This is a genomic window from Pseudomonas rustica, assembly GCF_018336155.1.
GTDB classification, from domain to species: domain Bacteria; phylum Pseudomonadota; class Gammaproteobacteria; order Pseudomonadales; family Pseudomonadaceae; genus Aquipseudomonas; species Aquipseudomonas rustica.
In genome coordinates this window covers 264606-276715 of record NZ_JAGYHF010000005.1, presented here as the reverse complement: position 1 = coordinate 276715, position 12110 = coordinate 264606, and the positions used below count along the sequence as shown (strand labels likewise).

The 12110-nt window shown below is 57.1% G+C and carries 10 protein-coding genes and 1 pseudogene; 7 read left to right on the top strand and 4 right to left on the bottom strand.

From position 1 onward, the window contains the following. The first annotated feature begins 11 nt into the window (after positions 1-11). From aceF to msrA, 4 genes are all read left to right on the top strand, one after another. A complete protein-coding gene (gene aceF, locus KFS80_RS11550; protein ID WP_212544870.1) occupies positions 12-1973 on the top strand; it encodes a dihydrolipoyllysine-residue acetyltransferase in 1962 nt (653 codons plus the stop codon). 266 nt (positions 1974-2239) lie between these two features. Next, complete coding sequence (locus KFS80_RS11545; RefSeq protein ID WP_212544869.1) at positions 2240-3637, top strand: alkaline phosphatase D family protein; 1398 nt, start codon at positions 2240-2242, stop codon at positions 3635-3637. A 253-nt stretch (positions 3638-3890) separates the two neighbouring features. Then, positions 3891-6587: a putative bifunctional diguanylate cyclase/phosphodiesterase gene (locus KFS80_RS11540; RefSeq protein WP_053116710.1), complete on the top strand. Its 2697-nt coding sequence runs from the start codon at positions 3891-3893 to the stop codon at positions 6585-6587. 206 nt (positions 6588-6793) lie between these two features. Continuing rightward, positions 6794-7459, top strand: coding sequence for a peptide-methionine (S)-S-oxide reductase MsrA (gene msrA / locus KFS80_RS11535; RefSeq protein WP_053116709.1), 666 nt, complete (start codon positions 6794-6796; stop codon positions 7457-7459). Between the two features lie 109 nt (positions 7460-7568). Here the strand turns inward: msrA and KFS80_RS11530 are convergent, their stop codons facing one another. Continuing rightward, complete coding sequence (locus KFS80_RS11530; RefSeq protein ID WP_159811674.1) at positions 7569-8408, bottom strand: 23S rRNA (adenine(2030)-N(6))-methyltransferase RlmJ; 840 nt, start codon at positions 8406-8408, stop codon at positions 7569-7571. 354 nt (positions 8409-8762) lie between these two features. Next, positions 8763-8960 (bottom strand): annotated as a pseudogene (locus KFS80_RS11525) (hypothetical protein); the annotation flags it as partial. 120 nt (positions 8961-9080) lie between these two features. On the opposite strand from KFS80_RS11525, the gene KFS80_RS11520 reads away from it, so the two are divergent. Genes KFS80_RS11520 through KFS80_RS11510 form a run of 3 tightly spaced genes read left to right on the top strand, consistent with a single transcriptional unit; the run spans position 9081 to position 10650 of the window. Further along, positions 9081-9665 (top strand): PAAR domain-containing protein, encoded by a 585-nt coding sequence (locus KFS80_RS11520; protein WP_212544868.1) that lies wholly within the window; start codon positions 9081-9083, stop codon positions 9663-9665. Then, positions 9665-10237 carry a type VI secretion system amidase effector protein Tae4 gene (locus KFS80_RS11515; protein WP_212544867.1) on the top strand — a complete coding sequence of 191 codons (573 nt, stop codon included), beginning with the start codon at positions 9665-9667 and terminating at the stop codon, positions 10235-10237. The genes KFS80_RS11520 and KFS80_RS11515 overlap by 1 nt, the downstream gene beginning before the upstream one ends. Next, a complete protein-coding gene (locus tag KFS80_RS11510; RefSeq protein ID WP_212544866.1) occupies positions 10234-10650 on the top strand; it encodes a hypothetical protein in 417 nt (138 codons plus the stop codon). Before KFS80_RS11515 ends, KFS80_RS11510 begins: the two co-directional genes overlap by 4 nt. Before the next feature lie 67 nt (positions 10651-10717). Here KFS80_RS11510 and KFS80_RS11505 read toward each other — a convergent pair whose 3' ends face one another. Both KFS80_RS11505 and KFS80_RS11500 read right to left on the bottom strand, forming a co-directional pair. Beyond that, positions 10718-11035 carry a hypothetical protein gene (locus KFS80_RS11505; protein ID WP_212544865.1) on the bottom strand — a complete coding sequence of 106 codons (318 nt, stop codon included), beginning with the start codon at positions 11033-11035 and terminating at the stop codon, positions 10718-10720. Between the two features lie 319 nt (positions 11036-11354). Next, on the bottom strand, positions 11355-12077 hold the full coding sequence (locus tag KFS80_RS11500) for a DUF4123 domain-containing protein (RefSeq protein WP_212544864.1): 723 nt from the start codon (positions 12075-12077) through the stop codon (positions 11355-11357). Positions 12078-12110: the final 33 nt, after the last annotated feature.

Here is a 12110-nt window from a genome sequence, read left to right as displayed (position 1 = left end):
GGAGACATTTTGTGAGCGAACTCATTCGCGTACCTGACATCGGCAGCGGTGAAGGTGAAGTAATTGAACTGTTTGTGAAGGTCGGCGACCGTATCGAAGCCGACCAGAGCATCCTGACCCTGGAATCGGACAAGGCCAGCATGGAAGTGCCGGCCCCGAAAGCCGGCGTCATCAAAAGCCTGAAAGTGAAGCTGGGCGACCGTCTGAAAGAAGGCGACGAACTGCTTGAGCTGGAAGTCGAGGGCGCCGCTGAAGCGGCCCCTGCTCCGGCTGCTGCACCGGCTAAAAAGGCTGAAGAAAAACCGGCCGCCGCTCCTGCTGCTGCCGCGCCAGCCGCTGCCCCTGCTGCCGCTTCGGTTCAGCAAGTGCACGTGCCGGACATCGGTTCTTCGGGCAAGGCACAGATCATCGAGATTCAGGTCAAGGTCGGCGACACCGTCGAAGCTGATCAATCGCTGATCACGCTGGAATCCGACAAGGCGAGCATGGAAATCCCGTCGCCTGCCGCTGGCGTGGTCAAGGCCATCAGCGTCAAGCTCAACGACGAAGTCGGCACTGGCGACCTGATTCTGGATCTGGAAGTGGCGGGTGCTGCGGCCCCTGCTGCGGCCGCTCCGGCTCAGGCTGCTGCTCCGGCCGCTGCCGCTGCGCCTGCTCCGGCAGCCGCGCCAGCCGCTCCGGTTGCTGACAGCGTTCAGGACATCCACGTTCCGGACATCGGCTCGGCTGGCAAAGCCAAGATCATCGAAGTGTTGGTCAAGGCTGGCGATACCGTTGAAGCCGACCAGTCGCTGATCACCCTGGAATCCGACAAGGCGAGCATGGAAATTCCATCGCCTGCCGCTGGCGTGGTGGAAAGCGTTTCCATCAAGCTGGATGACGAAGTCGGTACCGGCGACCTGATTCTGAAGCTGAAAGTCAAAGCCGCGGCCCCTGCTGCTGCCCCGGCGCCAGCTGCCGCCGCTGCTCCAAGTGCTCCTGCCGCTGCTGCTCCGTCTGCCGCTGCGCCTGCACCTGCTGCCGCTCCAGCCGCCGCCCCGGCCAAGCCGGGCGCGAAAGTTCACGCCGGCCCAGCCGTGCGTCAACTGGCCCGTGAGTTCGGCGTCGAGCTGAACGCTGTCGGCGCCAGCGGCCCGCACGGTCGTATTCTGAAAGAAGACGTGCAGGTTTACGTCAAAGCGATGATGCAGAAGGCCAAGGAAGCACCGGCCGCTGCTGCTGGCGCAACCGGTGGCGCGGGCATCCCGCCGATTCCGGTCGTCGACTTCAGCCGTTTCGGCGAAATCGAAGAAGTGCCGATGACTCGCCTGATGCAAATCGGCGCGTCGAGCCTGCACCGCAGCTGGCTGAACATCCCGCACGTGACTCAGTTCGATTCGGCTGATATCACCGAGCTGGAAGCGTTCCGCGTGGCGCAGAAAGCCGTTGCAGAGAAGGCCGGCGTCAAGCTGACCATCCTGCCGCTGCTGCTCAAGTCGTGCGCGCACATGCTCAAGGAGCTGCCGGACTTCAACAGTTCGCTGGCGCCAAGCGGCAAAGCGATCATCCGCAAGAAGTACATCAACATCGGCTTCGCCGTCGACACTCCGGATGGCCTGCTGGTACCGGTCATCAAGAACGTCGACCAGAAGAGCCTGTTGCAACTGGCAGCCGAAGCCGCTGCGCTGGCCGCCAAGGCCCGCGACAAGAAGCTCACCGCTGACGACATGCAAGGCGCCTGCTTCACCATTTCCAGCCTCGGCCACATTGGCGGCACCGGCTTCACGCCGATCGTCAACGCGCCGGAAGTGGCGATCCTCGGTGTTTCCAAGGCAACCATCCAGCCAGTCTGGGACGGCAAAGCCTTCCAGCCGAAACTGATGCTGCCGCTGTCGTTGTCCTACGATCACCGTGTGATCAACGGCGCCGCTGCCGCACGCTTCACCCAGCGTCTGGGCAGCCTGCTGGCGGACATCCGCACCATCCTGCTGTAATCCCAAGTGGCCCTCCAGCAATGGAGGGCCGCTTGTGTTTCACGTTTTCGAGCGCCACACGCTCGTACCTCAACCCCGTCAGTTTGACGGGGCTTTTTTTTGCCTGAAATTCGTCTCTTATACTTTTCCCACACATTGCGCTGACATCGGCTACAGCCCGAGTCAACTTAGTGCCGATCTTTTTATCCAAACGCCAACTAGTCTTGGCACAGCACAGTCAAAATACCTTTTAGTTTTATCTGACACTCATTCGAATGGATTCGAACATGTTAAAACCGACTATCGGCCCGATCATTGGCCACGTTACAACTAACCAGGCGCGGATATTTATTCGCGGCGAGTTTCAAAAAGATCTTCAGGTGTTCGCCGGCATTCGTTATCGGGCCAGCGACACGCAACAATGGACTAAAGGCATTTTTGCCAAACTCGACGAATCTCGCGACATGTCCAATGTGATCGCACTTCACAACTTACTTGAAAACACCGAGTACGAATATCAAACCGGCTGGTTCAGCCCGATGAGTCCGGTACACACCGTCGACAGTGTCGCCGAACTGCCGCTGCAGTGGCCGCGCGAGACTCACCGTTTTCGCACCCGCTCCGGCGAACCATTGCAGCCGCGCGCCTACATCGTTGGTTCGTGCCGTTACCTGCGCATGACGGCGGGTGTTGCGGTGCTGCCGCAGTTCGGTGACCGGATCTTTGCTTCAATCCGTCAATTGATTGAGGGAATACAACCACCCATCAGTGCAATGTTGATGACCGGCGATCAGATCTATGTCGACGATCTCAACTTGATTGCGCCTGATCACGAATACAAAGATATTCTCGCAAAATACCGCGCAGCGTTTTCGCAACCCAACATAAAGCGTTTAATGTCGGAAACTTCGACGTATATGATTCTTGATGACCATGAAATCGAGGACAACTGGCCGGCGAATGCCGAAGCAGGTGACGACGCGTTATATAACAACGCCACCAAAGCCTATGAACTGTATCAAGCCAGCCATAGCCCGGCCTGTTCTTTGGCAACTAAAGGCCAAGTTGATCATTCATCTATCCAGCATTACTGGTATCAATTCAGCGACGGCGATCTCGAATGGTTTGTCACCGATAGCCGCACCCGACGCAACTTGTCGGCCGATGATCGACGCATCCTCGACGACGAACAGGAGCAAGCGCTGCTGGACTGGCTGATCAACAGCACGGCGCGGGTCAAATTCGTGGTCACCAGCGTGATGTTCTACCCGGACGGCAAAAGCCTTGGTGATGATGCCTGGAAGGCTTTTCCGGAGCAGCGTTTACGTCTGCTGGAAACCATTCGTACCCGGCGGATCAGCAATGTGATCTTCATTTCCGGCGACGTGCATGGCTCGATGACTGCGCGTCTGACGCACAGTGAAGATCCTGAATTCGAAGTGCACACCGTGGTGTCATCGCCGCTGTGCAACAGCAAACTGCTGCCGTATGCCAAGGCATCCACGTTCATTCTGGATCAGCCGCTGGTGCGCACGGCGGTGGGGGATTATGTGCATGAGTTGACCAGCGAGGTGATCAGTCAGGACAACTTTGCGCACATGGTGGTCGAGGCTGAGCGGATTGTGGTGAATTACCATGATCGCGATGGGAAGCCGTTGCAGTCGATTGCAATAGATCTGCGCTAAACCTTAAAAGATCGCAGCCTTCGGCAGCTCCTACAGGGATCGCATTTCTCTTCAAACGTGGGCGCTGGCTGCGATCTTTTGCTGTTTTCAAATAGACGCTGGAGAAATGTTCACTCCAGCCGACATATTCTTATAGCACTTGGCCTTCATCACTCTTGTCAGTCAGTGCTGCAATGATGCAACCTTGCCGCAGGCAACGTTTAAGAGGGCGAGAGCCCGGCGCGTTCAGCATATTTCCAAGCGAGTTCCCTTCATGAAGAGCCAACCCGATGCCGCCAGCCGTATGGTGGCCGAGGTAGTGACGCAGTTGCCTGTGCCCTCGCGGCTCGGCATGCTGCGTTTCGAGCGCTTGAATGAAGCCAGTTGGGCGATGCTCTTTCTCGATCCGAATTGCGAACGCCAGTTCGGCCAGCCTGCTGTCGAGCTGTGCGCTCTGGTCGGCTCGCCTTACGCCAGCCTGATGGAGCCGGAAGCGCGCTATCAACTGCACGACGCGATCCAGCAACAACTCGGCGCCAGCCCGCATTATCTGGTGCGTTACACGCTGCACACCCCGGCCGGCGCGCTGAATATTCTTGAACTGGGCGAAGCCTACAAACAACACAATCGTCACCTGCTGCGCGGCTATTTGCTGGCGGTCGATGACGTCTTCGACGATGCGCCGCTGCAACCCTCGGTCGATCTCGAAACCCAAAATTCGCGCCTGCAAATCGCCCTCGAACTCAATCAGCGCGCGCAGCAGGAACAACTGCTGCATCTGGAGCGTGTCCGCGCCCAGCAGGATTTGATTTTGCTGCTTGCCCGTCAGCGCTACAGCACGCACAACTCGTTGCAGGAAGCCGCCGAACTGATCACCCGCTGCGCCTGCGATATCTATGAAATCGACTGCGCCAGCCTGTGGAACCTCGAAGGCCAGCAACTGGTGCCGATCTCGGCGTACCACCGCACGACGCAGGAATACATCCTGCCGGACGTGATCGACGTCAGCACCTTCCCCGATTACATGGAAGCGTTGCAGAGCAGCCGCGCCATCGACGCGCACAACGCGATGCGTGATCCGCGCACCCGCGAAATGGCCGAAGCCCTGCGCCCGCGCGACGTCAACGCGATGCTCGATGCCAGCATTCGTGTCGATGGTCAGGTCGTCGGCGTGTTGTGTCTGGAACAGACCGGCGTCACTCGCGCCTGGCAGTCCGACGAGATCGCCTTCGCCGGCGAGTTGGCCGACCAGTTCGCGCAAGTCATCAACAACCACAACCGCCGCACCGCCACCAGCGCCCTGCACCTGTTTCAGCGTGCGGTCGAGCAAAGCGCCAACGCGTTTTTGCTGGTCAATTGCGACGGCGTGGTCGAGTACGTCAACCCGAGCTTCACCGCGATCACCCAGTACACCACCGAGGAAGTCCACGGCCAGCGACTGTCCGAGTTGCCGGCGCTGGAAAACCTTAGCGAGCTGCTGTTCGATGCACCTTCCGCACTGGCCAAGAGCAACAGTTGGCAGGGCGAATTCAAGAGCCGCCGGAAAAACCTCGAACCGTACTGGGGCCAGTTGTCGATCTCCAAGGTCTACGGCGACAACCGTGAGCTGACGCATTACATCGGCATCTACGAAGACATTACCCAGACCAAGCTCGCGCAACAGCGCATCGAGCGCCTGGCCTACACCGACAACCTGACCAACCTCGGTAACCGCCCGGCGTTTATCCGCAATCTGGACGAACGCTTCGCCCGGGATAGCGATACCCCGATCAGCCTGTTGCTGGTCGACATCGACAACTTCAAGCGCATCAACGACAGCCTCGGCCACCAGACCGGCGACAAACTGCTGATCAGTCTGGCCCGGCGTCTGCGCAACAGCCTCAGCCCGAGTGGCAGCCTCGCGCGATTCGCCAGTAATGAATTTGCCGTGCTGCTCGACGACACCGATTTGGCGACCGGTCAGCAGATCGCCAACCAATTGTTGGCGACGCTGGATAAACCGATGTTCGTCGACAACCAGTTGATCAGTGTCACCGGCTCGGTCGGTCTGGCCTGTGCACCGCTGCACGGTCGCGACCCGCAAACCCTGATGCGTAACGCCGGTCTGGCACTGCATAAGGCTAAGGCCAACGGCAAACACCAGGTGCAAGTCTTCACCGAAGCGCTGAACGCCGAGGCCAGTTACAAACTGTTCGTCGAGAACAACCTGCGCCGCGCCCTGACCCAGAATGAGCTGGACGTGTTCTACCAGCCCAAGTTGTGCCTGCGCAGCGGTCGCTTGCTGGGCATGGAAGCACTGCTGCGCTGGAATCACCCGGAACGCGGGATGATTCGCCCGGATCAGTTCATCAGCGTTGCCGAAGAAACCGGGTTGATCATTCCGATCGGCAAGTGGATCGCGCGTCAGGCTTGCCGCATGAGTAAAGCGCTGACCGCTGCCGGCATGGGCAATCTGCAAGTGGCGATCAACCTCTCGCCGAAACAGTTTTCCGACCCGGATCTGGTCGCCTCCATCGCCAACATCCTCAAGGAAGAAGCGCTGCCGGCCCATCTGCTCGAACTGGAACTGACCGAAGGTTTGCTGCTGGAAGCCACTGAAGACACGCACTTGCAGCTTGATCAGCTCAAGCGTCTGGGCCTGACCTTGGCCATGGACGACTTCGGTACCGGTTATTCGTCGCTGAGCTATTTGAAGAAATTCCCGATCGACATCATCAAGATCGATCGCAGCTTTATCCACGAAATCCCCGACAACCAGGACGACATGGAAATCACCTCAGCGGTGATCGCCATGGCGCACAACCTCAAGCTCAAGGTTGTGGCGGAAGGCATCGAGACCGCCGAGCAACTGGCGTTCCTCCGTCGCCATCGCTGCGACGTCGGCCAGGGTTACCTGTTCGACCGGCCGATCCCCGGCGGCGAGCTGATTCAGGCGCTCAAGCGCTACCCACGCGGCCCGCTCGCCCTCTAACCCCCCGCCGCTCTCTCTATGGATGAATTCCCCCTGTGGGAGCGGGCTTGCTCGCGAATGCGGTGCATCAGTCAATATTTCTCCAGCCTGACACACCGCTTTCGCGAGCAAGCCCGCTCCCACAGTTTTGATAGTGCGAAGTCGGGCATCATTGGGCACACTGGCGGTCTGACTTTTTACATCCAACCTGACTGAGAGGACTGATCATGGTTCTGCGCTCGGAAATTCTGGTGAACAAAAACGTGCTTCCAACCAAAGAACAAGCTCTGCCCGGCCGCGAAACCGCGATGACCCTGCCTGAAAAACACTTCGTGTTTGAAGACACCCCGCTGCTCGGCCCGTTTTTCCAGGACGTCGATTTTGCGATTTTCGGTCTGGGTTGCTTCTGGGGCGCCGAGCGCCGCTTCTGGCAGCGCGAAGGCGTGGTTAGCACGGTCGTCGGTTACGCTGGCGGCTTCACGCCAAACCCGACCTACGAAGAAGTCTGCTCAGGCCTGACCGGCCACTCCGAAGTAGTGCTGGTGGTGTTCGACAAGGATAAAGTCAGCTACGAAGAGCTGCTGGCGATGTTCTGGGAACTGCACAACCCGACGCAAGGCATGCGTCAGGGCAACGACATCGGCACGCAGTACCGCTCGGTGATCTACGCGACTTCACCTGAGCATCTGGACGCGGCGCTGAAGAGCAAAGCGGTGTATCAGGCTGAATTGTCGAAGGCTGGCCTGGGTGAAATCAGCACCGAGATCGAACAGGCGCCGACCGTGTACTTCGCCGAGACGTATCACCAGCAGTATCTGGCGAAGAATCCTGAAGGTTATTGCGGGATTGGCGGCACCGGCGTGTGCATGCCACCGAGTCTGGCGGGTAATTAAAGCTTAGAAGCTTCGCGAGCAAGCCCGCTCCCACATTTGAAATGCGTTCCAAATGTGGGAGCGGGCTTGCTCGCGAAGGCGTCCGCTCAGACACCATCAAACCAACGGATCAGCTCTCAGCAATCAACCAATCCATCTGCCAGCCACCCTGAGTCTGCCCCAGTTTCTTCGACAACCACGGCAGCAACTCACGCAACTCTTCCTCCAGCCCCCACGGCGGATTGGCAATCGCCATTCCGGAGCCGTTCAGACTGTTCGGCGTATCCAGCGGATGCACCAGCAACTCCACACGCAACAGCTTCGGCGCGCCGCTCCCGGCCAGATCCTGATAGAAACGACGCAGCGCACGCGGGTCTTTCACCGGATACCAGATAGCCGCCACCGTTTGGCGCATGCGGCCAATGGCCTCTTTCAACGACGCCGCGCAACGTTGCATCTCATCAAGCTGTTCGAACGGCGGATCGATCAGCATCACCGCGCGCTTTTCCTGCACCGGCAACATCGCCCGCGCCACATGCCAACCCTCGCCGAGGTGTACTTTCACCCGACGATCACCGGCCATGTTGTCCTTGAGCAGCACGCCGTCCTCCGGGTGCTTCTCGTTGAGCATCACCCGATCCTGCGGCCGCGTCAGACGCCGCGCCAGCTCCGGCGACCCCGGGTAGTAGCGCAACTGGCCATCCGGATTCATCTCGTGCAGCACTTTCATGTAGTCGGCAGTCAGCGCTGGCAGATCCGGCTGATCCCACAAGCGCGCGATGCCTTCCAGGTACTCGCCGGTGCGATTCGCCTGATCGCCCTGCAAGTCATACAGACCGATGCCGGCGTGGCTGTCGAGATAGGCAAACGGCTGCTCCTTGCGCGACATCAGGGCGATGAGGCGGGTCAAGGTCAGGTGTTTGAACACATCGGCGTGATTGCCGGCATGGAAGGCGTGACGATAATTCATGGCTGCTCCTGCGAAGGGCGCAAAGTTTACCTTTTACCGCGCGGCAAGTCAGGGGTTGGCGGCTGAGCGGACAAATGCGCGCCCTCACCCTAGCCCTCTCCCAGAGGTAGAGGGGACTGATTGAGGTGATCTTGCGGCTTATGTCGACCTGAAAAATCAGCGTGATCTCAGGCTTGGCCAAGCCAGGTTCATCGCTGAAGTCGCAAGTCGGAGTACATCGCCCGGCCGACTCGGTCAGTCCCCTGAAAGAACAACCCGTATCCAGGCTTGGCCAAGCCAAATCGCCGCTGAAGGCGCAAGTCGGCGTAGATCACCCAGCCGACTCGGTCAGTCCCCTCTCCCTCTGGGAGAGGGCTAGGGTGAGGGGCTTTGATTTGAAGACTCCGCACTCAACCGCTTACCGATGACATCCAGCACATCACAGCCATCACGTAGCGGAATCACACACAGCATGGCGAAATCGCTGAGGATGACGGAGTCGCACTCGATCGAGCCGCGCATGCACATGTTTTCCAGCACCTGAATCACGGCGCGCAGATGGTGGTTAAAGGCGATGTCTCGTAAAGCCCGAGCAACATCAAGAAACATTTTGCGGCAGCATAACCGTCGTCGCACAAGCGAAGGGAATGCGAATATCCGTATCACTTAAAACCTGTAAAGAGGGAAATTTACATGGGAAGAAAGGTGATCGGTATCGGCGCCCCTACATCAACCGGGGGCGCGGTTCTGGAAGGAAACATCGGAATCAACATTGATTACGCGGTGAGCACTTCATCTCTCGGCCATATGGCCAGCTGTCCCGTATGCCCTCCGGGTAAAGGCCCGATTGTCGCGGTAGGCCCGCGAACTATCACTCTGCCTGCAGGACTGGTTGCGCTTGAGGGTGATTATGTAGCGTGTGGCTGTCCGCCGAAATCCAACACTGTTCTCTTTGCTCAATCCTCCGTCTTTGGTGGAGGCGAACATAGCGCTGCAAGCTTCTCTCCCATCATTCCTTTGGTCCCCAAACCGAAAAGTATTCAACGCATAACGTTTTCATATGGAGCCAACCAAACTCCGGTGGATTCGGTGTCGCGCTTTTATACCGACTTGAATATTCATGTGAAAACTTCCGGCTATTCACCCGGCGAGACCGTTACCGTGACGATCAGCGGTGCAACCGAAAAAGCGCTGTCTGGCACCGTGGGCCCGAAAGGTATAGCGATCATTCCAAACGCTTTTGAGGCTGAAGCCTTTGATATGGAGGGAGAAATTTAATGGCTCAGCTCAATATCAGTGCCGGTGGAGTCACCTCCAACATCCTCGTAAAAAGGCCAAAATTCAGCACCTTGTGGATAGCCTACGCAGAAGTTGGTCTTAAAAGCTCGATTGATGTGTACGCGCTCGTAGGAGGCAATGTCGAAGCTGCCAGAGCAGAAAAACCTGATGCTTACGCAAACGCATGCGCTCTGAGGATAAGTAGAGGGTTCAACTATGGTGGATACAAAATACCGAAAGGAACGATCATTCCAAGCAAATCCATCTATCGTCTTGCTGGTGCGGATCAACTCCCCTATATCATGAAAGTTGCAGATTTTCTGGCTTTCCTGAAACATAATTGGGGTGCTCCGGATCGTGAGTTGAAAATGAGCGAGGCAAATTACATCAATGGTAAGAAAGGCGTGATTATCATGGAGATCAATGGCTGGAGCGATGCGACGGGTCATGCGACTTTGTGGAACGGTAGCGCGACCGGCGATAACAGTGACTACCACCGCTCAGACAGTCACACTTACGATAGGCCAGACGTAAAGCTGGAAAAAATCAATTTCTGGGAGTTAAAGGGATGAAATTCCAGCTGCTTATCGCAATAGGCATTCTTGGCCTGTCCGCTAACGCCATTTCAAGTGAAGCAGATCTCAATAGTGCAAGAACCTCACTGAAGAATTACGGCCTAGCTAACTGCATATCGAATCAATTCAAGAGTGCATCAGACATCAAGTCAGACCTCGGACTTGCGATTGGCGCTTACTCAGTTATGGGCAAAGGGGAACACGCTATATTACAGAATGAGGACACACTGGAAGTCACCCACGACCCCTACCTCGAAACCGAAAAATTCGTGACAGAGGCGTACACGAAGACATCTTCAATCAGCAAACAGTCGGGCAAAAATATCGTGTTCTATTCTTGCCTCGAAATTTACAACTCTCCTGCGTTCGACGCTTTTATCAAGTCACAGGATCAGTACCTACAGAATTAAAATTCTCACAGGTGGTTAGTGATCCTTCCATATACCAAGGCAGGAAGGATCTGTCACAACACCGGCGTTAAGGCATGCTGCGCAGGCGCCTGCCGATGACATCAAGCACATCACAACCGTCGCGCAAGGGGATCACGCAGAGTTGGGCGAAATCGCTGAGGATGACGGAGTCGCACTCGATCGAGCCGCGCATGCACATGTTTTCCAGCACTTGAGCCACGGCGCGGAGGCGGTAGTTGGCGGCGTCCATGAGGATGTCGAGCGGCGCATGAGTGTCGATGAACAGCGTGGGCATATCGCTGCAGTTGCTGGTCAGGGCCATGAAGCGGTTGTCGGGATGGGGAGTGATTTTTTTGTAGGGTGGATCGGGTTTTAAATTTTTCAATGGACTGACTCCTAACGTATGAACTGGAGCCGCCACTTTTACTTCCACGCAATAGGTGGCGGCTGTACGCAGGTGTGGAAGACCGGGACGTTAGGCACCCGGCGCACTCGAAAGCGCCCCGCGCACAGCCACCATAAAAACAGAGAGCAAAGAATGCCTGCCTGGTGTTGCTTCATGCGCCTAACGATAAAAGGGCTTCCACGCCCTGCCACCGAATTTGCGGTGACAGCCAAAAGACTATCCCTGCAGCCCACCGCCCACCAGTTCATGGAAACCGCCGCAACTCGAAGGAAAAGTCCGACACCTTCGCCCGGAAATCTTACTTATCTTCGTCCCGCAAATAGGCCAACAACGCTAACTGCGACGAATCTTCCGACACCGAAACCTGAAAAAACTGCCTGACCTTGCAACGCAAAACCGGCTCGGGAAACGCTTCGAAAATTGGCGGATGTTCCTCGCTCAGCCACTGCAGAGTATTGCTGACCCGGACTTCGTCACCCGTCGAAACCAACACCGAATCCGGCACCTTCCACCAAGGAAAAACTCGTCCAGAAACCTGCGCCACGCCACCGATATCAATTGCCTGACCATTGATCAAACCGCGCGAGATAACCGGCAACAGCTGCACCGAATCTACTGCATCAGACTGCAGAATCGGCAACAGAAAACGTCCATCCCAGAATCGAAAAAACACCGTTTTCCCGTCCGGCATCAGTACCTGAGTCAAGCTGCGAAAATGCTCGACCACCACTTCAAGGCTCGCCGAAGAAACCGCCAGCCAGCCCCAATCAAGAGACTCAGTAGTCGCCACCCAATCCAGAAACTCACTGTCCGCAGCGACAATTCCCACATATGGCATCACCGTATCCCACTCAGCGTAAATAGTGTCCGCCCAAATCGGACTTGGCGCTTGTGCGGTAGTTGACCCGCTCCAGACCTTGAACGGCTCGCCATCGCTGATGCTGCTGAGAACTGCAAACAGTTGTTCATCGGCCATTAGCGGCTGACGCTGTAACCAATGCTGGGGAATCAGTTTATTCATTCAAGGTCCTATGCAGCTCTCGACAATATCAAG

Excerpts from the sequence above, each read along its gene's own strand:
- KFS80_RS11545 (WP_212544869.1), top strand. The coding sequence starts at position 2,240 with ATGTTAAAACCGACTATCGGCCCGATCATTGGCCACGTTACAACTAAC.
- KFS80_RS11540 (WP_053116710.1), top strand. The coding sequence starts at position 3,891 with ATGAAGAGCCAACCCGATGCCGCCAGCCGTATGGTGGCCGAGGTAGTG.
- msrA (WP_053116709.1), top strand. The coding sequence starts at position 6,794 with ATGGTTCTGCGCTCGGAAATTCTGGTGAACAAAAACGTGCTTCCAACC.
- KFS80_RS11530 (WP_159811674.1), bottom strand. The coding sequence starts at position 8,408 with ATGAATTATCGTCACGCCTTCCATGCCGGCAATCACGCCGATGTGTTC.
- KFS80_RS11520 (WP_212544868.1), top strand. The coding sequence starts at position 9,081 with ATGGGAAGAAAGGTGATCGGTATCGGCGCCCCTACATCAACCGGGGGC.
- KFS80_RS11515 (WP_212544867.1), top strand. The coding sequence starts at position 9,665 with ATGGCTCAGCTCAATATCAGTGCCGGTGGAGTCACCTCCAACATCCTC.
- KFS80_RS11510 (WP_212544866.1), top strand. The coding sequence starts at position 10,234 with ATGAAATTCCAGCTGCTTATCGCAATAGGCATTCTTGGCCTGTCCGCT.
- KFS80_RS11500 (WP_212544864.1), bottom strand. The coding sequence starts at position 12,077 with ATGAATAAACTGATTCCCCAGCATTGGTTACAGCGTCAGCCGCTAATG.